At 71.3% G+C, this 23,345-nt stretch carries 29 protein-coding genes; 2 read left to right on the top strand and 27 right to left on the bottom strand.

From position 1 onward, the window contains the following. Positions 1–26: 26 nt before the first annotated feature. From ACH4DX_RS25230 to ACH4DX_RS25245, 4 genes are all read right to left on the bottom strand, one after another. Positions 27–839 carry a DUF317 domain-containing protein gene (locus tag ACH4DX_RS25230; protein ID WP_398156805.1) on the bottom strand — a complete coding sequence of 271 codons (813 nt, stop codon included), beginning with the start codon at positions 837–839 and terminating at the stop codon, positions 27–29. Then, entirely contained in the window at positions 836–1,225 is a 390-nt protein-coding gene (locus tag ACH4DX_RS25235) for a hypothetical protein (protein WP_398156806.1), read from the bottom strand. The genes ACH4DX_RS25230 and ACH4DX_RS25235 overlap by 4 nt, the downstream gene beginning before the upstream one ends. Before the next feature lie 275 nt (positions 1,226–1,500). Continuing rightward, on the bottom strand, positions 1,501–1,869 hold the full coding sequence (locus ACH4DX_RS25240; RefSeq protein WP_398156807.1) for a hypothetical protein: 369 nt from the start codon (positions 1,867–1,869) through the stop codon (positions 1,501–1,503). Positions 1,870–1,895: 26 nt separating this feature from the next. Beyond that, positions 1,896–3,074 (bottom strand): hypothetical protein, encoded by a 1,179-nt coding sequence (locus ACH4DX_RS25245; RefSeq protein ID WP_398156808.1) that lies wholly within the window; start codon positions 3,072–3,074, stop codon positions 1,896–1,898. A 164-nt stretch (positions 3,075–3,238) separates the two neighbouring features. Here ACH4DX_RS25245 and ACH4DX_RS25250 point away from each other — a divergent pair, with 164 nt between their 5' ends. After that, the gene (locus ACH4DX_RS25250; protein ID WP_398156809.1) at positions 3,239–3,499 is read left to right on the top strand and encodes a hypothetical protein; all 261 of its coding nucleotides are present in this window, start codon (positions 3,239–3,241) and stop codon (positions 3,497–3,499) included. Here ACH4DX_RS25250 and ACH4DX_RS25255 read toward each other — a convergent pair. The 9 genes from ACH4DX_RS25255 to ACH4DX_RS25295 form a co-directional block, all read right to left on the bottom strand. After that, positions 3,445–3,801, bottom strand: a complete 357-nt coding sequence (locus ACH4DX_RS25255) for a hypothetical protein (RefSeq protein WP_398156810.1) — start codon at positions 3,799–3,801, stop codon at positions 3,445–3,447. The two genes, ACH4DX_RS25250 and ACH4DX_RS25255, sit on opposite strands and share 55 nt — an antisense overlap. A 23-nt stretch (positions 3,802–3,824) precedes the next feature. Next, a complete protein-coding gene (locus ACH4DX_RS25260) occupies positions 3,825–4,727 on the bottom strand; it encodes a hypothetical protein (RefSeq protein WP_398156811.1) in 903 nt (300 codons plus the stop codon). After that, a complete protein-coding gene (locus ACH4DX_RS25265) occupies positions 4,724–5,143 on the bottom strand; it encodes a hypothetical protein (protein ID WP_398156812.1) in 420 nt (139 codons plus the stop codon). Before ACH4DX_RS25265 ends, ACH4DX_RS25260 begins: the two co-directional genes overlap by 4 nt. A 133-nt stretch (positions 5,144–5,276) precedes the next feature. Next, on the bottom strand, positions 5,277–5,774 hold the full coding sequence (locus tag ACH4DX_RS25270; protein WP_398156813.1) for a hypothetical protein: 498 nt from the start codon (positions 5,772–5,774) through the stop codon (positions 5,277–5,279). Positions 5,775–5,944: 170 nt separating this feature from the next. After that, positions 5,945–7,744 carry a hypothetical protein gene (locus tag ACH4DX_RS25275; protein ID WP_398156814.1) on the bottom strand — a complete coding sequence of 600 codons (1,800 nt, stop codon included), beginning with the start codon at positions 7,742–7,744 and terminating at the stop codon, positions 5,945–5,947. Then, a complete protein-coding gene (locus ACH4DX_RS25280) occupies positions 7,741–8,883 on the bottom strand; it encodes an AAA family ATPase (RefSeq protein WP_398156991.1) in 1,143 nt (380 codons plus the stop codon). The genes ACH4DX_RS25275 and ACH4DX_RS25280 overlap by 4 nt, the downstream gene beginning before the upstream one ends. 195 nt (positions 8,884–9,078) lie before the next feature. Then, positions 9,079–9,300 carry a hypothetical protein gene (locus tag ACH4DX_RS25285; RefSeq protein WP_398156992.1) on the bottom strand — a complete coding sequence of 74 codons (222 nt, stop codon included), beginning with the start codon at positions 9,298–9,300 and terminating at the stop codon, positions 9,079–9,081. 269 nt (positions 9,301–9,569) lie between these two features. Next, positions 9,570–10,811, bottom strand: a complete 1,242-nt coding sequence (locus tag ACH4DX_RS25290) for an MFS transporter (protein ID WP_398156815.1) — start codon at positions 10,809–10,811, stop codon at positions 9,570–9,572. Positions 10,812–10,853: 42 nt separating this feature from the next. Continuing rightward, on the bottom strand, positions 10,854–11,489 hold the full coding sequence (locus ACH4DX_RS25295) for a hypothetical protein (RefSeq protein WP_398156816.1): 636 nt from the start codon (positions 11,487–11,489) through the stop codon (positions 10,854–10,856). Positions 11,490–11,510: 21 nt separating this feature from the next. Here ACH4DX_RS25295 and ACH4DX_RS25300 point away from each other — a divergent pair, with 21 nt between their 5' ends. Continuing rightward, complete coding sequence (locus ACH4DX_RS25300; RefSeq protein WP_398156817.1) at positions 11,511–11,885, top strand: hypothetical protein; 375 nt, start codon at positions 11,511–11,513, stop codon at positions 11,883–11,885. Between the two features lie 183 nt (positions 11,886–12,068). Here ACH4DX_RS25300 and ACH4DX_RS25305 read toward each other — a convergent pair whose 3' ends face one another. The 14 genes from ACH4DX_RS25305 to ACH4DX_RS25370 all read right to left on the bottom strand — a co-directional run bounded on the left by ACH4DX_RS25305 (position 12,069) and on the right by ACH4DX_RS25370 (position 23,297). After that, positions 12,069–13,079, bottom strand: coding sequence for a hypothetical protein (locus ACH4DX_RS25305; protein WP_398156818.1), 1,011 nt, complete (start codon positions 13,077–13,079; stop codon positions 12,069–12,071). A gap of 21 nt (positions 13,080–13,100) precedes the next feature. Continuing rightward, positions 13,101–13,451 carry a hypothetical protein gene (locus ACH4DX_RS25310; protein ID WP_398156819.1) on the bottom strand — a complete coding sequence of 117 codons (351 nt, stop codon included), beginning with the start codon at positions 13,449–13,451 and terminating at the stop codon, positions 13,101–13,103. A gap of 472 nt (positions 13,452–13,923) precedes the next feature. Further along, positions 13,924–15,093: a hypothetical protein gene (locus ACH4DX_RS25315; protein WP_398156820.1), complete on the bottom strand. Its 1,170-nt coding sequence runs from the start codon at positions 15,091–15,093 to the stop codon at positions 13,924–13,926. A gap of 13 nt (positions 15,094–15,106) precedes the next feature. Then, positions 15,107–15,646: a hypothetical protein gene (locus tag ACH4DX_RS25320; RefSeq protein WP_398156821.1), complete on the bottom strand. Its 540-nt coding sequence runs from the start codon at positions 15,644–15,646 to the stop codon at positions 15,107–15,109. After that, positions 15,646–16,464 (bottom strand): glycosyltransferase family 2 protein, encoded by an 819-nt coding sequence (locus ACH4DX_RS25325; protein WP_398156993.1) that lies wholly within the window; start codon positions 16,462–16,464, stop codon positions 15,646–15,648. The genes ACH4DX_RS25320 and ACH4DX_RS25325 overlap by 1 nt, the downstream gene beginning before the upstream one ends. Beyond that, on the bottom strand, positions 16,461–17,033 hold the full coding sequence (locus ACH4DX_RS25330; protein WP_398156822.1) for a hypothetical protein: 573 nt from the start codon (positions 17,031–17,033) through the stop codon (positions 16,461–16,463). Before ACH4DX_RS25330 ends, ACH4DX_RS25325 begins: the two co-directional genes overlap by 4 nt. A 105-nt stretch (positions 17,034–17,138) precedes the next feature. Further along, positions 17,139–17,684, bottom strand: coding sequence for a hypothetical protein (locus ACH4DX_RS25335; RefSeq protein WP_398156823.1), 546 nt, complete (start codon positions 17,682–17,684; stop codon positions 17,139–17,141). 35 nt (positions 17,685–17,719) lie between these two features. Beyond that, the gene (locus ACH4DX_RS25340) at positions 17,720–18,739 is read right to left on the bottom strand and encodes a hypothetical protein (RefSeq protein WP_398156824.1); all 1,020 of its coding nucleotides are present in this window, start codon (positions 18,737–18,739) and stop codon (positions 17,720–17,722) included. A 212-nt stretch (positions 18,740–18,951) separates the two neighbouring features. Continuing rightward, entirely contained in the window at positions 18,952–19,566 is a 615-nt protein-coding gene (locus ACH4DX_RS25345; RefSeq protein WP_398156825.1) for a hypothetical protein, read from the bottom strand. A gap of 22 nt (positions 19,567–19,588) precedes the next feature. Beyond that, positions 19,589–19,930: a hypothetical protein gene (locus ACH4DX_RS25350; RefSeq protein ID WP_398156826.1), complete on the bottom strand. Its 342-nt coding sequence runs from the start codon at positions 19,928–19,930 to the stop codon at positions 19,589–19,591. A 312-nt stretch (positions 19,931–20,242) separates the two neighbouring features. Beyond that, positions 20,243–20,668 (bottom strand): hypothetical protein, encoded by a 426-nt coding sequence (locus tag ACH4DX_RS25355; RefSeq protein ID WP_398156827.1) that lies wholly within the window; start codon positions 20,666–20,668, stop codon positions 20,243–20,245. Between the two features lie 29 nt (positions 20,669–20,697). Next, entirely contained in the window at positions 20,698–22,212 is a 1,515-nt protein-coding gene (locus ACH4DX_RS25360; protein ID WP_398156828.1) for a VirB4 family type IV secretion system protein, read from the bottom strand. Between the two features lie 42 nt (positions 22,213–22,254). Continuing rightward, positions 22,255–22,797 carry a hypothetical protein gene (locus ACH4DX_RS25365; protein WP_398156829.1) on the bottom strand — a complete coding sequence of 181 codons (543 nt, stop codon included), beginning with the start codon at positions 22,795–22,797 and terminating at the stop codon, positions 22,255–22,257. A 26-nt stretch (positions 22,798–22,823) separates the two neighbouring features. Continuing rightward, positions 22,824–23,297 (bottom strand): DUF6238 family protein, encoded by a 474-nt coding sequence (locus ACH4DX_RS25370; protein ID WP_398156830.1) that lies wholly within the window; start codon positions 23,295–23,297, stop codon positions 22,824–22,826. Positions 23,298–23,345 lie beyond the last annotated feature (48 nt).

Below are 23,345 nucleotides of genomic sequence, written 5' to 3' on the forward strand. Positions count from 1 at the left end.
GGGGCGGCCGGAGGGCCAGGGGCCGGTCAGCGGCGGGCTCGGGAGCCTGCCTGCGCGTATGGACCGGCGGTGGGCGTCTGGTGTCGGGGCCGGGTGGAGGCCCATGAGTTGCGGGCCCAGGTGGCGGCGCGGGCAGCTCGGATGCGGGTCTGCTGCCAGGCGGACATCTCGTCGGGCCGCACCGACACGGACGTGGTGCGGATGCGGGTGGACGGCGGTACATGCCCGCGCGGACGGATGACCTGCTGCGGGTCGGACAGCGCGGTGCTGAATGCCTGGATGAGGTGCATCGGCGTGGAGGCGGTGAAGGAGGCGTCCCAGATCCGGCCGTGCTCGTTGCGGGCCCCGGCCCACCACAGCGCCTCGCCGGGCTCGGACTGGTGGAACTGCATCCAGGCGCCGCCGTCGGGGCTCATGGCGGTGAAGTGCTGGCCCTGCTCGGTCTTCCAGCGCTGCTCTTGCAGGGGAGCCCACACGTTGGGCGCGTGCGCGGAGCGGGGGCGGGTGAGCGCGTCGGTGAACCCGGCGACGATCTCCACGGGCACCTGGCGCGTGAATGTGGCGTGCCAGGCTTCCTGGCCGGGGGCGGTCTTCCCGGAGATCGTCCACCCGCCGGGCTGGGTGAAGGGGTCGTATCCGATGCGGACGGACTTGTCGGGGCTGTCGAAGACCAGCGGTCCGCCGGTCTTGGACTTGTCACTCCAGCCGGAGGCGCGCAGGAACTCGCTGACGTAGCGGATGTCGCCGCCGCCGGCGAGGTAGCGGGGCTCGATCAGGTAGTGCTGTTCGGCCTGCTGGGCGCCGGGGCTCCAACCGGTCCACTGCTGCTGCTTCTTCACCGGCTCCTCCTGACGACCATGGCGGAGGCGACGGGATTGGGCGGCGTGGTGCTTACCGCGGCGGGTGGTGTCCCGAGCTGCTTGATGGTGGCGGTGTGCTCGTCAAGATCCGTGCCGACGCTGTGGAGTTCGTTGGCGGCCCGGCCCATCGCGAGCCATACCTCAGGCGGGAGCATGCCGCGGTGGGCCTGGCTCTGGGCGAACCGGGAGCCGGTCTCCACTAGGTGGGTCACCCCGGTCAGGAGTCCGTTTTCGATGTCGAGAACCTCGCTGAGGATCTCGGAAGCGTGGCGCGGGGTGGCCTCGGTGAGGTACTCGTCCAGGACCCGCAAGCGGAAGGCGATGTCCTTTGCGAGGTTCACGGCGGAGTTGGACGGGTCGGTCATGGGCCTCCTGGGGCAAGGGAGAGGGGTGGTCAGCCGCGTCGGCCGAGGCGGCGGGCTTCGCTGAGGGTGGCTTCTGGCCGGGCGCCGGCCAAAGGGATGGGGCGCTCTGTGCTGCCGACGGCGACGGCGCGCAGGTAGTGGCGGAACAGGGCTGCGGCCAGGCGCGGCTTTCTGCTGGCGGTGATGGGCGGGGGCGTGTGGTCGGGTGCGGGGATGTGCGGTCTCACTCGGGCGGCGGGGTCGGCCCCTTTGCAAGGGCCGACCGAAGACGGTGGTTAGGGGGAGCGGCGGCTTCCTGCGGAGGGTGGTGTCGCAGGGGCTGGGGCCGGTGGCGACGGTCGTGTTGCGGCGCGGGCGGCTTGGTGGGCGGTGCCGCCGACGACGGTGTCGATGGAGATGCGGTATCCGGCGCGGGTCAGCAGGAGGACTGCGCGGTCGGCCATCTGTTTCACGGCGATCTCGCCCCAGTGCTCGGGGACTTGATGCCACTCGTCGTCTTCCTCGGGTGCGCAGTGGCGGTCGAGGCCGAGGCCGTCGAGCAGTTCCAGGAGGCGTTCGGGGGCGCCGGTGCGGCTGTCGACGTAGATGGTGCCGTCGCGGTGGTACATCAGTACGTCGACGTCGTGCTCGTCGGCGAGCGTCATGGGCGGGGGCTCCGGGGCGTTGTGGTTCACCGCCGGGCAGGGGTGGCGGGGCTGGGGGCCTTAGGCGCGGGCCGGGTGCTGGCGGGCGGTGCGGCGGTGGGGTGGCGGTGCTTGCGGATCTCCGCGACCGCTTCCTGGTAGGCGGTGGGGTCGAAGAGGTCGTCGGGGATGTTGACGACGTATCCGGCCAGGAGCAGGGAGGGGATGGCCCGGGTGGCGGCCTGCTTCTGCTCGGCCTCGCTGAGGTGGCCGGGGACTTCGTGCCAGGTGTAGACGGGGCCAGCCGTCACCGTGGTCTTGCGTTCCAGGCCGAGGGCGTCGAGCAGGGCCAGGAGCTGCTCGGGCGCACCGGTGGGGGACTCGGCATAGATCGTGTCGGTCAGGGGCTTGCGGTAGATCTCGACGTCGCTGCCGTAGTCGTCGGCTCTGTTGCCCACGGGCGGGGTTTCTCCCTTCTTATGGGGGCTATCGCCGCCGGGCAGGCGACTTGGACGGGGCCGCGACGGGGGTGGTGTCCAGGCGGGCTTGGTCTGCGGAAGCCGCACGCTGATGCCGATGCCGAGTTGAACGAGCTGAGCTGCTGCCCGCTGGATGGCCTCGGCCTGGGCTGCGGTGTCCTCGCCGGGCAGCATGAAGGCGTCATGGTCCTCGTCGTAGACGCAGCCGTTGTCGGCGAGGATCTGGGCGGCATCGGCCCGGTCGGGCTTGGTGACGTGGAAGTCCCGCCCGCTCAACGTGATCACCACAAGTTCTGGGGGCACGGCCGGGGTGAGGCGGGCGGCATTGTCGTGGACCTGGGCGAGGGCCTTTTCGTAGCGGGGCAGCAGATCGTTGGTGATGTCAGCGGTGGCCTGGGCCGGGTCGTCGGGGACGGCGATGCCGTCGGGCTCTCGTACGGCGTGGAAGGCGTCCGCGTGGATGTCGGCCGGGGCGATGGCGCCGACGAGGAACTCCTCGCCGCTGCGGGGGCGCGCGATGACATACAGGCGGGCGCCATCGTCGCGGGTGAGGACCGCGTCCTGGTCCAGGACGTGCTCGGCTATCGCGTGCGCGACCAGGTCCATGTCCCAGACGTGTTCGGCGCGGGCGAACTGGTCGGGGTAGTGCGCATGCTTCTGGTGCTCACTGGTCCAGTTGCCGGGGAGTTCGTCGGCGAGGGCGATGGCGAAGGACGCGAGATCGGGGGCGGATTCGTGGTCGTGCATGTGTTCCTCGGGGATGGGGGTCAGCGCCGCCGTCCGGCGGGCGCCGGGGCAGTGGGCGGCGGGCTGGGTGTTGTGGTGGTCCGGGGCGGGGGCGGGCAGCCGCAGATGGCGGAGGCTTCGCGCTCGGTGGGGCCGACTTCGGCGCTGCACACGCTGCGCTGCGGGTGAGGTTCGTGCCGGTCGGCGAGGTCGGCACGCACCCCGGCGAGGCCGGTGCGGATGACGTCAAGGCGTCCTTCGGCGAGGTAGCGCAGCCGACCGGCGATGGCGATGTCGGCTGCTCCGCCGAGGCCCAGGTGGAACTCGATCGTTGCCGCAAGGACGTCGTCGAGGGCAGCCAGGACACCGTCGTGGGCGGCGGTGAGTTCGGTCAGGGCGTCCGCGACCTCTTCGGTGGTGGTCGCCTGCGGATGCGTTCGGCCTGATGGGCGACCAAGGCGCCGAGGGGGAGGGAGTGCGCCTCGCGCAGTTCGGTCTCGAACGCCGCGTCGCAGTTGACGTGGTAATGGACGGCGCGCAGCCGGGCCACGGCCCGGGTGGCGAGACGTTCCTCCTCGGCTTCGTCGAGGCCGGTGGGCAGCCGGTGGTAGCGCTCGTGGACGCGGACGATGGGGATGAAGCCGGTGCGCTGAAGGATGCTGTGCGCTTCCGGGTCGCCTCCGCGGGCGAGGACTTCGCCGGAGTGCACGTCGCGTTGCAGGGTCAGATAGCGGTCGGCAAGGGCCAAGGGCGGTTCTTTCTCGGGGGTGTTCAGCGGGAGCGGCGTGCCGGCGCAGGGCGGGGAGCGGCAGGTGGGCGGGTGGCCAGGGCGGCGCGCTGCTTGGCGCCGGGCAGATCCGCGGCGGTCGCCTCCAGGTCCTGCTGGATGCCGTATAGACGCCGGGCGATCAGCTCCAGCCGGTGCCCCGCCTCGGGCCCGTAGGAGTGGGGCAGCTCCTCCAGCCGGTGCGCGGCCTGTTCGACCAGACCGCGCACCGAGGCGATAGGCCCGTTGGTCTCGTCGGCTAGCTGGCACATCATCGTGGCGAGCTGCGCGGCCACCGCGGGTGGGGACTGATCCGCCACCGTCCGCGGCAGCCCCGGGCGTTGGGCCGAGAGACGCGCGGTCAGCGGGCGACCACCGTGGGGCTGGGCGGGCACCAGGTCCAGATCGGCCTCGATGCGGCGGCACTCTTCCATGAGCGTCCGGGCGAGGGGGTAGGGCTGCCGGGTCCAAGCGCCGTCGCCACGGATGAGGTTGGCGATCACGTCGAGTCGTCCGGGGCGGGCCTGCAGCGCGACCCAGCGGCAGGCGTCTTCGTCCCCGGCGGGTGCGAGGCCGGCGACACGCGTCAGCCGCTGAGCGATCTCCGCCCACTCCGGCGGACGCAGTTCCCGGTCGGCGGGGTGCAGCCGGACCGCCATATGGAAGATCTCGGGGTCGTTGGCGTTCGGCCCGGCGGCGTACGGGTGGAGATCCTGTGGCGCGAGGAGGTACTCCTCCCAGTCGGCGAACATCCACTCCTGCGGGCCGCCCTCGGCGACGCTGGAGTCCAGGGGCGAGCTGGCCACCACGAGATCACCCAGCACGTCCTGCTCGGCGACCGGACGGTCCAGCGCCGCGGACAACGGGATGGAGGGGAAGAACTCCGCCTCGTGGATGTACGGGATCACCGGCCGGCCCGGGCATCCGCGATGTGCACGACCTGGTTCTTATCGGTGGTGAAGTACCACCCGCAGTCGATCACGGTGCCCGCGTCAGCGAACTTCGGGATCAGGTAGTCCTCCAGAGCGCGCAGGTAGATCAGGCAGTCGGGGCAGCGCCGGGAGAGGTGGACCAGATAGCGGGGGTGGGCGGTGACGAAGGTCTGCTGCCCGCCGTTGGGGTCGCGCAGCCGCCACCCGTCCTCCTCGGTGGGCGTGTGCCAGGACGGGGTGACCACCGTCATGGCATCGCCCCACAGCTCACCGCCGGCGACGCCTTTGAGGATGACGACCTGGTCGCCGGGCCGGAAGTGGCCGTGGGCCATGTCCCTCTCGGGCGTGAGGATGTCGGCGGGAACGTACGGCGGGCGGGCGGGTTGGGGCATGAAAGGGGTCCTTCCACGAACGGCACGGGTGGCGGTGGAAGGACAATGGTCCGGACGATCCCCGGTTTTGCTAACCGGGGATCGTGGGGTATAACGCGTCGCGCGGTCCGGCCCGCAGCGCTCGCCCGGACCCTCAGCGGAACGGGTTCTCGGTGCCGAGGTCGGCTTCGGTGGCGGCGTCGAGAAGTTCGGGAAGATCGGTGCCTTCGGCGTCCCGCTGGTCGATCCACCATCCGGCGCGGGTGATCGTGCGGATCTTTTCTTCGAGTGCGGCCCAGTCCGCCTCGTCCCAGGTGCCTTCGGTGACCAGCGCGGTGTAGGCGGCGGTGACCAGCTGGTGGCGGGAGCGTTCGCCCCAGTCCAGGGCCTTCTGGGGGCCTTCGAGCGGGGGCATCTCGAACTGGTTGGCCCAGTCGGCGGCGGCCTGCTGTTCGGCGGCGCGCTTGGCGGCGAGCCACTCCTCCTTGCTGGCGCTGTCGTTGTCGCGGGCGGCCTTCCAGCAGTCGGTGCACTCCTTGGAGGCGAGCCAGCGGGCGAAGGAGGCCCGCTTGTCGGCGGGACGGCCGGACAGATCATGCGGCTGGGTGTGTCCACAGCTGTGGACGACTTCGAAGGATGTACGGACAGCCATGTTCTGGGTGATCTCCTTGCCGTGGCGGGCTGTGCAGGGGTTAAGGCCGGGTATGTGCGGTCGAGTGGGCTGATGGTGGGGTTCAGCGGCGCGCGACATGGGCTGGCCTGCGGAGGTGGTCTGGAGTGCTTGGCGGTGGTCTCGGGGACGCTTCCGCCTTCTGCGCCGTCTCAGCGTGTCTTGCGGATGGCGTCTGTGGCCGCCGTGGCGATGGCGACGGGAGCGCTGGAGGGCTGGGGCAGGTGCAGCAAGGTGGTCCCCGGCAAGTGGTGGGACTTCGCGGTGAGGGTGAGCTGGAGTACGGCGCAGCCGGCGGTCGTGAGCTGCTTGACGCGGGTGACGGCTTGAGCGGTTTCGTCGCTGTTGTAGTGGGCGTCGGTGACGATCACGAGGAGGCGGCCGGCGCCGGGGCGGCTGAGTTCGAGGCCGTGGTCGAGTGCGTCGATGGCGTCGCCGAGGTTGTGGTGGCCGCCGGTGGCATCGAACGTCGTCACGCGCTCTGGTGCTCGGTGGGTGGGCCGGATCAGTGCGGTCAGGTGCCTGTCGTAGGCGATGGTGGCGGTAAGGGATTCGGGGTCGGTCAGGGCTGCTGCGCGTGCCACGATCCAGGCAGCGGACGCGACGGGCGCGCAGGCGGCACGCATGGAGCCGGAGACGTCGACGGCGATACCCACCCGCAGTGGTGGGGTGGGGGAGTTCCGGCGGCGGGTGTGGGTGAACGGTTCCGCTGTCGGTATCGATCCGGCTGCGCGCTGAGCGTCGCGGGCGAGGGCCGCGCGCATGTTGAGGCGGCCGGGCGGGGTAGGGCTGGTGGTCCGCTCCTCGGTCCGCTCGCGGTAGGCGGCGGCACGCAGGGCGCGGCTCAGGCGCGCGGCGGCACTCTGCTCGGCGGCGGTGGGCCTGCGGGTGCCGGTGACCGGGTTGCCGGAGGGCCCCGGTGTGCCGTCGGGGTTGACGGTGGTGCCACGAGCGTTGAACACCGACTTGGCGGTGGCGGCGGCTTTGCGTCGCTGGCCGGCTCGCTGGGCGCGGTCCTGAGCCTGCGCCTTGGACCGCGACGCCATGGCGTTGGCCGCTGCGTCCTGTGCCGCGAGGTCGGCCGCGTCGGTGGCTGCCGCGTGGTCCATGACGACCCCCACGGCGCCGGACAGCAGATCGGTGAGGCCCTGCGGCACGGGCAGGGCGGGGGCCGCGGCGTCCAGAGCGTCGCACCATTCTTGACCGCGCGCGAGCATGGTCGTGGCGTCGTGGTCGGCGCACTGGTGAGCTGCGGTCCAGATGCGGGTGAGGGTGGTCAGCAGGTCTGCGCCCAGCACCTTTTCGCATAGATCGGCGACGGCCCGGGTCTCGCCGGCGTCCAGGATGCCGACGTCACGGCGGCCGAGGATCAGGGCCGCCACGGCGGCGGCGTGCCCGATGCCCTTCAGGGTGGGGTGGGCGATGTCGGGCATGACCAGGGTTCGGGCACTTGTGCGCAGGTACGTGCGGTCCGTGGGCCGCGTGATCAGATGTGCGCCTTCGACGCGGCTCTCCTCCAGTAGGAGCGCGGCCTCGACGACACGGGGGTCCGCTCCGGCAGGCGCCGTCCAGAGGGAGTGGGCCGCGTGCGCGGCCTCGTGGACGAACACTCCCCAGGCGGCGGGATAGCGCTCCTCGTCGCCCACGATCCGCGGATGGATCTCGTGGGGCTCAAGGGGGGCGAACAGGCGGGCGTCGACCTCGACCTCGCCCAGAGTGGGGAAGAACGCGGCCGGTGCGCCGCTGCGCGTGCCGGGGCGGCAGGTGACGAGGAGGTCCTGGCGGCCGGAGAGGGCGACCAGCCGATCGCCGAGTTCGGCTCCCACGCGCAGCCACGCGGCCGGGGAGGAGCGGGGTTGTGCGGGCGGGGCGCCGTCGTCGTCCCAGCGCGCGAGGTCGGCGTCGTCGTCCGGCGTGGTGGCGGGGGACTGGACGTGGTGGTGGGCGCTCATCGCGGGCGGCCCCGGTGTGCGGAGCCGGTGCTGCCCGGGGGCTGCCGGGCGGCCGAGGCGGGGAGCTGCTTGCCGAGGGTGAGAGGAGCGATCTTCTTGACGCCGACAGCCTTCATGACGGCGTCGGCGACGGCGTCGCGATCCTCCACAGGAGCGATGCCGACCAGGTTCGCGAGCGCGGCTTTGGTGCCGAGGACGGCCTCGGTCTTCTGGTAGCTGAGCAGTTCTCGCAGTTGGGGGGCCCAGCCCAGCTCGCCGAGTTCGACCTGGTGGGCGAGGTGTCGGGCGACCCGGACCACCCGGGCATCGATCCTCAAGGCCAGGGCGAGGTCATAGTCCGTGCCGATCTGGATCTGCACGCTGAACCGGCTCGCGAGCGCCTCCGTCAACACCGCGCCGTGGACGCCGGGATTGTGGCCCGCCACCACGTAGAAGCCCGGCTCGGCCTTGATGGTCTCGCCCTTGTGGGCCTTGACCTGGATCTGCCTGCGCCCGTCCATCGCGGGATACAGCGCCGCCAGGACCTTCGGTGAGATCAAGGTGGCATCGTCGATCAGCAGGGCGCGGCCCTCGGTCATCGCGGTGACCAGCGGACCGTACTGGAAGACGTAGCCTCCGCTGTCGGCCTGCGTGTACTCGCCGATCAAGTCGCCGACCGTGGTGTCGCCGTCACCGGCGACGGTGAGCAGGTCCGGGAACGCCGCCTCGACCAGACTCGTCTTGCCGGTGCCCGGAGGACCGTAGAGCAGCACCGGCACATCCGCGTCGCGCAAGCGATTCAACGCCTCGACGTCGGGCAGATCGGCCAGCTCCCGGGGGTGGTAGACCTGGCCCCCCGCGCGGCGGATCGGTCCGGTCTGCCTGGGCGTGGCTGCTGCGGGAATGGTCGTGCGGGCCCTGGCCGCCTGGGCGCGGGGAGAGTGGGTGCCCGGTGGGCTGATCACAGCGGTCTGCGCGGCTGCGGCGGTTATCGCGTTCGCACGGAACTCCGGTTGTCCGGTTCCGCCTTGGTCGGCCTCGCCGCGTCGCACCAGGGTGAGGGCAGCGTTGCGGACGGCGCCGTGGGAGTGGCCCAGCTGCCGGGCCATGTCCCCGATGGTGAGCGTGTCCGCCGCCCGGTCGGCCAGCAGTCGGGCCACCTTGGCCCGTAGTTCGCCGCCCTTGGTGCGCGCTGGACTGGTAGGCGGTCCGGGTGCGGTCAATACGAGGATCCTTCAACAGGTGCAGGTGCGGGCGGGGGTTGGCGATGTGCTGGAGAGGCTGGCCGCTCTCGGAGCGGATCACGGACTGTGCCGACATCGGCGACTGGGCCAACTGGGGCGTACCGTCGGCGCTCACCGGCCGACCGAGGGCTCGGTACAGGTGCACGGGATGGCCGGCGACGAGCAGCTCGCTGGCTGCCGAGCAGGCCCGTGCGTCCGCCCCGTACCGGGTTCCGTCGCCCGGCAGGCGCAGTCTGGTGTCTCTTCGAAGCCGACCTGGAACAGGATCCGCCGGGCGGCGGCGTTGTAGCCGGTGGTGGTGATCTCGCCGGTGATGGTGTGCCGGATCGTCATGAACGGCTCTGCTGGTGCTTCGGGCAAGGCGGATCTCCTATCGGTGGTGGCGGGAAAGTGGTGGGGTGTTGGGCGAAGGCGAGGCGGGCCCGGAGCTTCCAGCACATCAACGGTGCGTGGCTGGACCTCGAACGATGGGCAATGACTGCCGACATGCTCCAGGGCGGGCCTCACCGCCCCGCAGCTACCTGACTCGCCTTTCCGCACGTTCTGATAGCCGGGTGTACCAACAACAGCCAAGGGTGAATCTCCTTGTAGGTAGCGGGTGTTCAGCGGGCCGCGTGAGCCGGTATGCGGCGGTGCCTGCCCCCGCGGTGAACGGTGGCGCCGGGGACGGCGAGATGGCGGCGCGCGGTGAGCAGGACGGTCAGGGTGAGCGCGGCGCCCGCCGCGGGAAGAGCCGGGCCGATCAGGGGGTGCTCGGCGAGCGCGCCGGACAGGGCGGTCCCGGCGGCCTGGCCGGTGCCGACGGCGGCGATCAGCCAGGCGTACGCCTCGGTGGTGGTGCCGGGCGGGGCGAGGGCGTCCACGGTCAGGAACGCCGAGGTGATCACGGTGGTGAGCAGCAGACCCGGTACTGCCGTCAGCACGATGGCCGAGACGGGCCCGGTGACGGCCATGAGAGGGAGCCATCCGACGGCGAACAGCAGGGCCGCCGAGAGAAGTTGCGCGGTGAACGTGCCGGGCCAGGTGCGCCGCCCGTACAGGAAGCCGCCGGCGAGGCTGCCGGTGGACAGCGCGGCGGGGATGAGCCCGGACAACAGGTCAATCCGGAGCTGGTCGGCGAGGGCAACTGCCCACACGTTCATCGCTCCCAGGGCGAAACCGACGCCGCTCACCGCCACGAACAACCACCGCAGCCCCGCGTGCGTGAGGGGCCCAAGCGTCCCAGTGCGCTGGGGCGCGGGAGCCGGGCGCCAGCGGCGCGAGGGCGCGGCACTCAGCACCACGGCGGCGCCGAGCAGTCCGAGCACGGCGCTCACCACCATCGCGGTGCGCGGTCCCGCCGTCGTGGACAGCGCCGCGACCAGGGGGGGACCGGTGACGTAGATCAGTCCCTGGGTGCCGGTGTCGAGCGCGAGCGCGGCCCGGCGCCGCGCCTGGTCGGGCAGGACCGCGGGCCACAGGGCCCGCAGTCCTGCTTCTAGCGGCGGGGTGCTCAGCCCGGCGAGCGCGACCAGGGCGGCGGCCAGGCCGGGCCGGACGGCGACCTCGACCACCGGCAGGGCCAGCAGGCAGACGGTGGTGAGCAGGACCGCCGACGCGGTGATCAGAGTCTGGCCGCGACGGTCGACCATCCGGCCCAGCACCGGCTGCCCGACGGCGGAGGCCAGTCCGTACAGCGCACACAGCAGGCCGCCCGTCTTCAGCGATCCGCCCTGGTCGGCGACGAGGAGGAGGATCGCGACGGGCGCCATGCCGTTGGGCAGGCGTCCGATCAGCGTGCCGAGCAGCAGGCGGGCGACGTGGCGTTGCGCGAGCAGCGGGCCGGAGCCGGTGGTGGAGGTCAACGCGTGCTTTCTGGGGTGAGGCACCCCGGGGCCGGGGTGGTGCTAGCGGCGGCGGGCAGGGCCGGGGGGATGGGGTGCGGCCGGTCCGGCGGGCGGTGTGGTCGGCGGTGCCGGGGGCGTGGGGATGACGTGGAACACCGGGCGTGGAGTGCGGTGAGGCGGCAGGACGCCGACCCCGAGGCTCTCGGCGGAGGACTCGATTTCCTCTCTCAGCGCCCCCAGTTGCCGCGCGAGCACGGAAAGGCGGGCGGCGGAGTGCTGACCTTGCTTCGTCTCCAGGGCGTCGGCGAACTTCGCGGCCCGGTTCAGGAGTTCGGTCAGGCGGGGCAGCGGACCGCGGGAGAAACCGGAGTCGTCGACGGCGTCGAGCAGGGCCATGTAGACGTCCCCGGTGTGCCGCGCCTCGTCGACCTGCCGGACTAGCTTCGCAACGGGGGCCTCCGCTGCGGGAGCCTGGGGCGCGAAGGGAGCGATGTCCGGGTGCAGGACCCCTGCGGGTACCGCGGGCGGGGACGCTTTGACGGCCTTCTGCAGGGTGTCGTAGTGGCCCAGGACCCGCATCTGCTCACTGCCGAGTTCGCCCGCCAGGACCACCACCGTCTGCTCGCCCTGCTCGACGAGATACGCCAGAGTGATCAGCTCGTTGCTGGCGCTGTACCAGACATCGGTCGTGTCCAAGTCGCCGCGCTCCCACGCTGCTTGCACACGTCCCTGCCAGAGCCGAAGTTCGTCACCGCTCAGGGGCGGGGCGACAGGGCGGTGCTGTCCGGCGAGGTCACCGATGACGAAGGAACGCTCGGCCCAGGCCAGCACGTAGGGCCACAGCTGGAGGTGACGGACTCGGGAAGCATCGGGCTCATCCTGGCCGGCGGGCGCGGACCGGATGCGGTGGATCTGGTCGGCGGCGTGGGCCATGTCCTCGATCAGATCGCGCCAGGCGGCATGGTGCCGGGCCGACGGCATGGCATCCACGGCGCTCCGCGCGGCGGCCAGCAGCGTGTTCGCGTGCGGCAGTACGTGGCGCTCGAACGCCTCGGCGCCTTCTTGGCGCCTGCCGCGCGCAATGACTGCTGAGGCGTGCGAGGCATCTGCGGCATCGGCCGCTTGGGACCAGGCACGCTCGTGACGCCCGTGTATCAGTGCGAACTGCCTTTGAAAGGCGTGGAGTTCGTCGAGGGCGCTGCCGAGGTCTTCGGTGGGGATGTCAGTGATGAGGTTCTCCGGGACAGGGGGCAGTGCGGTGTCCGCTTGCCGGATTCAGCGGCGTGCGCCGGGGGCGGCGGCTACTGTCGGCGGGGGCAGTGCGGAGGTGGTCAGCGCCTTGGGCTTTGCCGGGGCGCTGGGCGCAGCGGGTGTGGCGGCGCGGGCCATTTCGATCAGCTCCTCGCCGTCGACGAGCCACAGCGCCCCCGCGTCGGCGAGGGCCTCGGGGTCCGGGTCGTCCAGGTCGTCGAGATTCAGGCCGTCCTCCATGCGATCAAGGAAGACGGCCTGTTCGGCCGAGAGCGGCGTGGTCTCGCGCAGAGTGGCGATGAACGCGATGGCGTGGGCGCGGAACCGGTACAGCGCCGCCTCCAGATCCACGGTGTCGTACGTCCCCGGTTCGTGTTCCTGAGCCCAGCGCAGGTCCTCCTCCGCTTCGTCCAGTCGCGAGAGATGGACGGCCCGCTCGTACTCGGGCAGCAGGCGCGTCTGGATGAACCGGGCGGCGAGCCGGGCATCGGACGCCATGACGCTGCGCGGAGCCGGGGCTGTCACGCGGACGTAATCGGGGCTCGGGGTCAGAGCGCCGACGATGTACGAGCCGTCCGAGGGCCGTTCGGCCAGCAGCAGCTCGGTGCCGCCACCATCACGGAGGATCGCCGCGAAGCCCAGACTGTTCGTCTCCAGGAGGCCGTGGAGCGTGCCGGTCTCCCACAAGTAGTCCCGCAGGTAGTACCGGTCCTGCTGCTCTCGCAAGGGTTCGACGTCCGCCATCCAGTGGCCGGGCAGCGCCGCCACGATCGCCTCTGCGATGTCGCCGAGGTAGGGGCGGGGGTGAGTGGCCACGGTCACCTGGCAGTCGCGGGCGGCCTGGTGCAGATGCGTGAGGGCTCGGCGGGCCTGGGCCTGGTCATCCAGCGCCAGGGTGTGGATCTGATCGTGGTTCTGGGTGAAGCCGGACAGGTCGAGAGCGGTCTCGGCCCACCTGCGGCCGTCCCCGCTCGGCAGGGCGATGATCTTGTCGCGAGCGCTGAGGTAGAGCGTGATCTTGGCGGATGGGGTCATGGTGCCTTGTGTCGTGAGCAGTCAGCGTCGGGGCCGCTGCGTGGAGTTGGGTGCGAGCTGCGATGTCATCGCGGCTGCGGTGCGTGGCGGCCACCAGTTCACCGGCGCGCGGTGCCCGGCGGCGGGGAGCAGGCTCGGGTCGAGGTCGACCTGGTAGCCCGCTGCGCTGAGCATCTGGGCGGCGTGGGTGGCCTTCTGGTTCTCGCGCGCCTGACCGGTGTCGAAGTGCAGTCGGATCCACACGCCGCTCAGGGTGGGGCGGAAGATGAACCCTGCGCGATCGAGGATCTGGGCGGCGAACTCGTCGACGGGGCCTTCGACTTCGACCTCACCGCCGACTTTGCGGGCGATGCGGATTGGCTCACTGCTCATGCTCACCGGCCCCGTCCCATCCCGGCGCCGTGGGTAGGTCCGGCGACGGGGACTGCGGCTGGTCGCGCAGAGGACCGCGCGGGGGCGGTGGACAGCGCGGGGGCGCGCTGCGGCGAGGTGGCCGCAGCGGCCTGAGCGATGTGCTGGCGGCGATCGAGTAGCCCGTTGCGCACGTACGGGCGGGCGGGCTCGGGGGTGATCGCGGGGTCCAGGGAGTAATCCGCCTGCACGGCGAAGCCGTGGGTACGCAGGTCGCGTACGGCTTGGCGGGCGCGGCGCTGGCCGTCCTGTTCCGGTTGGGTGAGCCGGTACAGGCCCGGGGCGTCGGGGACGGGCTCGAACTGCTCGCGGGTGAGGAACCACTCGGCCAGGTGCGGGGTGACCGCCGCGGTGGGGGCGGCGACGAAGCCGTGTTCGGGGTGGACGGCGAAGTGGAAGTGCTCAGACAGAAGGCGGATCCTTTCTGCGGGGGTCAGCGGTGCGCCGCGGAAGACCGGGGTACGGCGGACGGTGCCGGGCGGGCGGTGAGCAGGCGCGGGCTCGGCGCTGAGAGCGCCATTGGTCCGCCGGGGACTGCGGCACGGGCTTGGCGTTCGAACACCTCGCTGTTGGCCAGCCAGGTCTCGATCGCGGGCAGGGCGGCGAGACCGAAGCGGCTGCGGGCCTGCTTCCACCCGTCCCACGAGTACAGGACACCGCTCAGGGCTTTGTCCTCGTCCCGCGTCTCCTGGCTGTCGGCGAGCGCCGTGCGCAGGAGGTCCAGGACGGTGGCGTCCTGGGGCCAGGGGCTGCGGGCGGGGCGGCACCGGCTGAGCAGGACGGGGGCGTGTTCGAGGACGTCGCGGAAGCGGAGCCAGGCGTGGTCGGCGAAGGTGCGTTCCATCTCGGTCAGCAGCCGGGAGTCGGAGAGCGGCACACCGTCGCTGGAGCGGCCGGACTCCTTGATCGCCTGCAGCGTCTTGTGCTCCGGCCGGATGCGGTCCAGCGCGGTCAGGACCGTGTCGAGGCGGCGGTTGTGCAGGGAGCGGTTGTACTCGGGCAGGAACGTGGTGGCGACGGCATGTGCGGCGAGGGTTGGTTCGGAGGGCAGCACGATGCTGCGGGGCGCGTTGGGCTCCTCCCAGTTGTCGTCGTACTCCTCGGTGGCGAAGGCGCCCAGGAGGTATCCGGTGCTGTGCCTGGGGCGTTCGATCAGCAGCAGCTCGGTGCCCACCGCGTTCTTGAGGACGACCGCGCTGGGGACGTGGTCGTGGATCAGTGCCTGGAGGAGGTCTCCGTTGTCCCACACCGGGCCGATGAGGTCCTCTTGCACCACGGGGTTGTAATAGAGCTCCACCTGCGTGCTCCAGGTGCCGGGCAGCCGGGCGGCGAGGTCCTCGCCGAAGTCCGCGAGATAGGGGCGGGGGCTGGTGGTGATGGTCACGCCGTGCTCGTGAGCGCGGTGCACCAGAGCGCTGGCCGTCTGCCGATTTGTCGACCCGTTGGCCAGCGGGGCGGCGAAGGCGCCGCCGGAGATCCGGCAGAAACCGGCTTCTTCCAGGGCCCGGGAAGCTCGGTAGGGCTCCTCGCCGTAGGGGATGGCGACGAGCCCGTTGCCGCGACTGGTACTGAGGATGATCTGCGTGGGTGGTGTGGGCGACATGGGGTCCAGGTGGTCAGCGTGCAGTCCGCGACACGGGGACCGCGGGGGACGGGCACTGAGCGGGCGGAGGCGTCAGCAAGACCGTGGCCAGCCGGGGCTGCACGGCTGTGCCACCGGCCTCGGTGTGGAGCTGTGCGGCAGCGGCGAGCAGCTGGGTGCGGGCCGTGCTGCACTTCTCGGCCGCGATGATCCGCAGCGTCATGGGATCGCCTCGCAGATGCGAGGTCTCCACCCCAGGGTTAGCCTCCCGGTAGAAGCCGGTGTACACACAGTCCAGGGCCTCGGTGAGGTGGCCCATGGCGCTGGTGACGGCGGTCATCGACTCGGCGAGCCGCATCAGAGTGCGGCGCTCGGGGAGGCGGACCGTCTCGGGGCCGGCGAAGCGATCCTGCGCGCGTTCGCCGGCGTAGGTGAGGTGATGGGCGAGCAGGGCGATGCCGTCGGTGAGCGCCGCCGGGTCCACATCAGCATGGGTAGTGGGAAGTTGTGCGGCGACGTCGTTGAGACGCCGGGCGAGGTAGTCCAAGCTCGCCTGGGTGACGCCGGAGGCCATCAGGACACCAGCTCCTGCCCGTGAGCGTGTGAGTGGTGCAGCGCGGAGCGCAGTGCACGGCCGTGCCGGAAGGCGAACTCGCGCGAAGGGCCCCGAAGATCGCGGTAGGCGACGGAGCCGCCGGCGGTCATCTGGGCGGAGTGCTGCCGGTAGAAATAGACGACGTGCGGCAGCAGTTCGCCTGCGGCGAGGTTGGTCACGCCGTTGACCATCAAAAAGTCTTCCCCAGCGGGGAGCCCGCCGTGTCCGCCCGCGGCGATGACGAGGTCGGTCCGGGCAAGGAGCATGGTCTGGCCGAGCGGGATCTGGGCCTCGGGACTGGTCCAGTACCCGGTCACGTCGCCGGGCTGGTGCACGCCGGGGGGCGTAGGGCAGCGCCAGAGCGTGGTGGAGCCGTCGGCGTGAAGGTCGGCGCTCCAGCCCGCCACCCAGCCCAGACCGGTCTCGGTGATCCTCTGGTGCCGGATGGCGAGGCTGTCGTCCGGCACGAGATCGTCGTCGTCCATGTAGCACACCAGAGGGGTACGGACAGTGCGCAGGCCCAGGTTGCGGGCGGCGGCAGCGCCGACCGGGCGGGGCAGTTTGACCACGCGGATGCGGGCATCGGCGGCCAGCGGTTCGGGAACGAGCGCGGGGTCGGCCCCGTCGAGGACAAGGGCGGCCTCCCACGGCACGGTCTGGCGCGTCAGGCTGGTGTGCAGTTCGGCGAGGTAGCCCAGGCGTTCGGGCCGTAGCCTGGTGGCGATGACGACCGTGATGTCGGGGCGGGAATGCGGGGGCAGGACGTTCTCCAGAGACGAAGGGGGGCAAGAGGTCAGCGGTGGGTGGCGGACCGGGTGGCCGTGGAGGCGGGTCCCGGCGCGGCCGGGGCCGGCCGGGTGCCCGGCGGTCGGGTAGCGGGTACCGGGTGGCCGGGGAGCCACTGGTACGGGTGGTCGCTGAACCGCGTGCGCGGATCCGTGTTCCAGTCGACGATCGGTCCGCGGTCGGCCGCGTACAGGCTGATGACTTCGATCCCGGCGGGGTGCAGGACGTACCCCCAGGGCAGCGAACCGGAGTTGGCCTCGGTGATGACCTCGCGCTGGGGCGGGGAGCCGTCGGAGGTGACGATGTTGTCCATCTCGCGGCTGGGCCATCTCTCCCCACCGGTCAGAGCCTTGAGCAGCGTCTTGGGGGCGCCGTCGAGGAGGTCGGTGCCCAGCTCGTCCCAGGCGATGGTCACCTGGTCGATGAGGTGGGCGCTCATGACCTCGACGTCGCGGGCGAAGCGATGTTGGTAAGCGGCGAGGAGCAGCGGAAGGCGACCGCTGGGGTTGCCGTCGAAGTGGACGTATATGCCGGTGTAGCCGGTCTCGGTGGGGCGGGCGATGCAGGAACCGGTGGACAAGGGACCTCGGTGGGGCGGTGGTGGTCAGCGGTGGGCACTTGGACGGGCCGGCGCCGTGGCAGGTGCGGAAGCGGATGGCGCGGGGTGGCCTCGGAGGGGCACGGGTTACCGGCCGGGGGCAGGCCCGGTGGGAGGGGCGTGCGGCGGAGCCGGAGGCAGAGCGGGCGGCGTGCTGGCTGGGTCGTTGACCCGCGCCTTTGGCGCTGGCGCGGGGTCGTAGGCGGCGCGCAGGATGGCCAGGTCGGCTCTATGCGCGAGGGCCAGCACGTCAAGGCTGCGGCTGGCTGCCGCCATCAGCATCTTGGGCGGGGACTCTGGCTCCGCTCCGCGGTTCTGGCCGCGCCATCGGGCCGCGGACAGAAGGTAGTCGCTGACCGCCTGGAGCACGGGTTCGGCAGCGTCCAGGAGGTGCTGGGTGACGGCGCTTGCCTGCGCTGGTGTCTGGGCGGCGACGAGTGCGTCGTGATACGGGGCGAGGTGCGGGCCCGGCAGGGGGGTGTCCGGCAGCGGGTGTTCGCCCAGGAAGGGTTCGGCATCCCGTTTCGCCCAGCAGAGCAGGTCGCGGTCGGTGGCGACGCCGCAGCGGGCGGCGGCGATCTGGTCGGCGTCGCGGCCGACGTTGTAGTACAGCTCGAAGTCGGTGTCAGGCACGGGCTGTTCCAGGTGAGGTGCGGTGGAAGGCCGGGCTACACGCGGGGCAGGGAGGCGGAGTTCACGGGCGGGCCGGACGCGTCGGTGCGGGCGCAGGTGTAGGCCAGGAGCGTGGAGGGCGCGGCCTTCGCGGGGACGGTGGCGGCCTCGTTGCACACGAACGTGTACTTGATGCTCGTGCGTGGGATGTCGTGCAGCCAGGCCCGGTCGTCCTTGCCGGGGTTGATCTGCAGTCCGGAGCGGGCGACCGCGTCGGTCTGGGTGTGGGTGTGGGAGAAGAAGACCAGCGCGCCGCCGTCGGTGGTCTTGAGCGCGTACGCGTCGCGGTAGCGGTTGGCGGCGCCGGCGAAGATGCTGGTGCCCTGGCTGCCGTACTGCTTGACGGTCTCGTCGTGGACCTTGATCTGCTGGCTGCTCGCCTTGCTCGCGGCGAAGACCTTCTTCCCGCAGTTCTGTCCGCCGGTGGCAAAGTTGTCCAGGATGCCGCTGCGCAGCAGATCGGCCCCCGCGACCAGGTCCTTGTTGCCGTTGGCGGCGACGACGGTGGCGTATCCGTCGGCGTCCAAGGCGACCTTGGGCAGGTCCGTGCCGTACAGATCGGCGACGGAGACCATCTCCCACCGCTTGTGCTGCGACTGTTCGGCAAAGACGGCCAGCCGGTCGGGCACCTTGCCCTTGGTGCTGGCGAGTGCGGCGGCGAACCAGCGCGGCTGGCCGGACGCGATCCGCGGGATGTACAGCTTGGCGTTCTGTGTGTCGTACGACCACGGCTTGTACGCCTTGCGCTCGGACTTGGTCAGACCCTCGGTCTCCTTGTACTCGGAGACCGACATGGCATACAGGGGACCGTCCTCGATGGTGGTGAGCAGGTCGCGGTCGCGGTCGGCGTTGGCCCTGTTGTTGACCGTCGCATACCGGTCTATCTCGGCGAGGGCCTGCTGCTTGGTCAGCGCGGGTGGCAGCTCCCGTTCCTTCTCGGCGCTGGCGGACGGAGCGGGGTTCTTGGCCTCGGGGTTGTCGCTGCCGCTGTCGCAGGCGGTCGCGGCCAGGGCCACGCAGGCCGTGGCGATGGCCAGGGGGAAACGGTGGAGGGGGCGGCGGATGAGGTGCTCCTCAGGACGGGGGTGGTGGGTGATCCGCCTCTAGGGTCCGGACAATCCCCGGTTTCGCTAACCGGGGATCGTCCGCTATGTTGCCGCCTTCACCCGCGCGGTCACGCGGGCGCGAAGCTGCCCCGCAGCGGGGCATCGCGCGGTGTCTGCGCTGGTCAGCGGAGGGTTCTAGAGGCGGTCAGCGGCACGGGAGTGGGCACGGGCCGTGCGGCAGGTGTTCGGTTGCGGTGAGCGGGCGGAGCAGTTGGCCCGCGCCGTGCCCCGGATGCAGCCGCGACGAGCAGGTCGGCGTCCCGGTGCAGATTGCCCGCCGCGTCGGTCAGGTGCCGGTGGGCACTGAACAGCCGGTCGTCCAGGGCCGCGCGTGCCGTGTCGATGGCCTGGGCTCGTTCGGGGGTGCGTGGGCTGACGCTGACCTCCTGGAGGCGGCCGATCTGGGCGACGGCCTCGCCCAGCTTGGCCAGTGCCCAGCCGAGAGGATCGGCCGCCCGCGTCATCAGGGCGACCTTGCGGTGGGCCAGGGCATCTGCCGCGCCAGGATGCTGCTTTGCCGCCCGGCCGTGGACAGCGGCTTCATGCGCGAGCGAGGCGAAGACGCCTGCGATGACGCGGACTTGGTCCTCGACGTCCTCGCTGATGCTGGCGAGCGAGTGAGTGGACCGCGGGGCCGGCAGATCGTCGGCGGCGTGGTGAATGCGCTCGGCCAGCGAGTGCAGGTGCGCCGCCTGTTCCAGACCGGCGAGCGGACCGGGCGGCTCTTGTGCTGTCACCGAATGCGACCAGGCGTGGGCATCACCGCTGTCGGCAGCCGATGCTCGAGCCTGTGACGGTCGCCTTGGTGGCCTGGCGTGCGGGGGAGCGGGGAGCCAGGGCACGCATGCGGTCGACGACGTGCAAGTCTTCACCGAGCCCGCGCAAAGTGGACGCGGCGTCCTCCAGGTCGTAGTGGAGGTCGAACCCGTCGTCATGGTCGGCCTCCTTGGCCTTCTCGGCCGCTGCCTCGAAGAACTCGGCCAGCCGCTCCAGCAGGCCGTCGGTCGGCTCCAGGACCTGATCGGTAAGGACAGCGGCGTGCTCGTAGGACGTCGTGCCGTTGAGCTGGTCGGTGAGTGCGAGGACCTGGCGGCCGTACACGTAGCGGCCGTCGGGATCGGTGGGGGTGGTGACGCCCGCGGCGGGGATCGCGGGTGTGGCGGAAGACGTGGACAGGTGGGATCTCCTGAAGCAGGGGCGAGCCGCGATACCCGGCGGGGTCTAGCGGTGATGGGCGACGGGCGTCGAGCCCGGCAGCGGGGCGCGGGTGTTCAGCGCAGGCCGCGCGGATGGAGGCGGCGAGCTGTGCCGGAGGTTGACGCCGATGCCGTGGGCGGCGAGCCGCTGTGCCACGCCCTGGATGCGCGGGGCCTGGCCGGCCTCGCCGTACGCGGCGGGCAGCAGGAAGGCGCGTCAGCGCGTGTGGTGCGGGTACGGCGGAGAGGGCGGCGCGGGGCGGGGCGTGAGCGGGGTGCAGGGTGGGGTTTGCCGTGACCGATGCGGCTGCAACGGAGCGGTGAGAACCCGCATCCGGTCGGGGGCTGTATGCAGGTCTGCGCCGAGGCATCGGATTACAGCGGCTGCTTCCTCGAATTCGTCCACGAGGGAGTCCCCGTCCTCCTGCTCGGCTTCCTTAGCCTTCTCGCCTGCGGCTTCGAAGAACTCCGCGAGCCGTTCGAGCAGGCCGTGGGTCGGCGTCAGGATCTGTTGCAGAGGGCCGGTGGCCTCCGCGAACGAGCTGCTGTTGCTGAGTCGGTCGGTGAGGGCGTGGAGAGCATCGCCCCATACGTACTGGGAGGGCTGGGGTTCAGGTGCCCCGGTCTTTGGGATTGTGGTCATGGGCTTCCAGAGGGAGGGTCTTGCTGGGGCTAATGCATCCGGGCATCCGTATCGAATAGTGACAATTCGTGCGGATGTAGGAGATGTTGGACTATGAATGATCGTCCGGCGACCTTCCACAGGCCGCGTCCGCGGTTGAGGTGGGAGATGGCGTCGCTCTCCACGGAGGTGAGGCCCAGGAGGGCTGCTGCGGTGTGGAGTTGGTCGGTCTCTTGGCGGTAGATGATGCGGGTGGAGCAGTCGGCGAGCAGACCTTCGGCGAGGGCGCGTCCGCGGGATCCGGCGTCGCCCGCCGTGAGTAGGTCGGACAGGCGGTGGATGACCATCAGGTTGGCGATGCCCAGGCCGCGGCTGAGCTTCCACTGGGACTGCATGCGCTGGAGCAGGCCGGGGTGGCGCATCAGGCGCCATGCCTCGTCGTAGACGATCCAGCGCCGGCCGCCGTTCGGGTCGGAGAGCGCGGACTCCATCCAGGCGGAGGCGCAGGTCATGGCGAGGACGAGGGCTGTGTCGTCGCCGGATCCGCCCAGGCGGGACAGGTCGATGGTGAGCATCGGCGAGCTGGGGTCGAACGCGACGGTGGAGGGTGCGTCGAACATGCCGGCGAGGTCGCCGTGGACGAGGCGGCGCATGGCGTGGGCGAGGTCGCGGGAGGCATCGCCAAGGCGGCCGGACATCATGCCGCCGGCGGCGTCGAGGTCATCGGGGCTGTTGAGCATGGCGGCGATGTCGCCGAGCAGTGGGGTGTGTCCGGTGGCTGCTGCGCGGGTGACCACGGCATCCAGGGCGACGTCGAGGCCGGTGTGCTCCATCGGCAGCAGGTCCCGCCCGAGCACGGTGCGGGCCAGGGAACCGAGCAGCAGCAGGCGCCGTTTGCGGATCTCACTCGCCCAGTCCGTCTCGGAAACTGACGGCGGGCGCGGGGCCGCGTCCAACGGGTTCAACTTGCCTGGCAGGCCGGGGCCGAGCGCGATGGACGTGCCGCCGAGCGCGGCGGCCACCGGGGTCCATTCCCCCTTGGGGTCACACGGGACATAGACCCGGTATCCGAAGGCCACCGAGCGCAGGGCGAAGGACTTCGCCAGGGCGCTCTTGCCCTGGCCGATCACCCCCGCGAGCAGCACGTTGGGGTTCGTGAAGCCTTCGATCTTGCCGTACAGGGCGAACGGATCGAAGCAGAACGAGGCTTCGGCGTGCACGTCGCGGCCGATGTAGATACCTTCGGCGCCGAGCCCACCTTCGGCGAGGAACGGGTAGGCGCCCGCGACGGTGGCGGTGGTCATGCGTTGCGCGGGCAGCTTCAGCTTGCCGCCGCGTGCGGAGGCGGGGCCGGGGCGACCGCCGGTTGGGAAGAGGGGCTGCGGCATCTCCTGCTCGGCCGGTTCGGTGCCGACGGGGTGCAGGGCTGCTTCGGCGCGGGCCTTGGCCGCGGCCTCGGCGAGCTGGCGGCGCGCGGCTTTGCGGCTGGCGCGGTCGGTGCCGTGCGGGGTGAACAGAGGAGAGGCCGAGGCGCGGCGGGCGCGCCGGGCGGGCCGGTGGGTCATGACAGGGCGGCTTTCAGATGACGGCGTCGGGGAGGCGGGTGGTCACACGACCGGTGAGGCGGCGAACTGGTGGTGCCCGTAGCCGTTGCCGTCGTTGTTCCAGTCCAGGTACAGCTCGCCGTCCGTGAGCACACGCGCCGCGCCGACCTTCGTCTTCATGACCGGCGTCGTGTAGTGGTTGTTGTAGTTGGCGTTGGAGTCGCTGTTCTCCAGCCGCGATTCGATGCCGTAGTAGTTGGCCGACTTCAGGACCGGGTCGGTGCCCGAGACGGACTTCTTGGCCTGCAGCTTGAAGTACGCGCCGTCGAAGATCGAGGGGTCGTCGACCCGGCCGTATGCCGGGCCGTCCCAGGAGATGGACGCGTAGCTGTAGAGGTAGTCGCCGGACTGCTTGGAGCACAGCTTGACGGTGAAGTCCCAGTTGTCGGCCCATATGCCGTCGTAGGCGGCGTCGTCGACGGACTTGGTGCTGGTCTTGCAGTGGTAGCTGGCGGCGGATGCCGGGGTGGCGGTGGCCAGGGCGGCGGTGCCGGTGAGCGCGGCGAGGACGAGGGCGGCGGAGGTGGATCGCTTGAGCGTGCGCAAGTCAGGGGCCTTTCGCGGGAGGGGAGTTACTGGGCGCAGGTGGTGCTGTGGCCGTGCAGGGGGCTGTTGAGGTCGGTGGGGGTGGTCGTGCGGCGCACGAGGTGGCCTGCGGCGAGGTGGCGCTGGCAGATGGTCAGCACCGGAGGGCCTTCGGGGAGCCGTTCGGGGTGGCACTCCTCCTCGTCCGCAGACGTCTCGTGGACGGTGGGCAGGAGGTGGAAGGCGTCGTGGAGGGCGGCGCCGGCCTGCCACAGCCGGGTGCCGGCGGTAGCCAGCTGCCGTCCTGCCGCCGGGTGCGGAGACCGGGTTGCTGCCTGGAGCTGGTCGACGAGGCGGTGCAGGGCGATCAGGTGCGCGTGCAGGACGTCGAGGTGGGTGCGGTCCGCGGGCACCGGCGCGGTGGCCGTTTCGGCGGTGAGGGTGCGGGTGTGGTGGCGCACTCCGGCACTGGCGGCCCGGAGATAGGGGTGCGCGTCGCCGACGGGGGTGGCTGAGGTCAAAGGGGAAGATCCTTCCTGCCGGTGCGGCAGGGCACGGGCCCCAAATGG

This window comes from Streptomyces sp. NPDC017940 (genome assembly GCF_044328435.1).
Classification (GTDB): Bacteria; Actinomycetota; Actinomycetes; order Streptomycetales; family Streptomycetaceae; genus Streptomyces.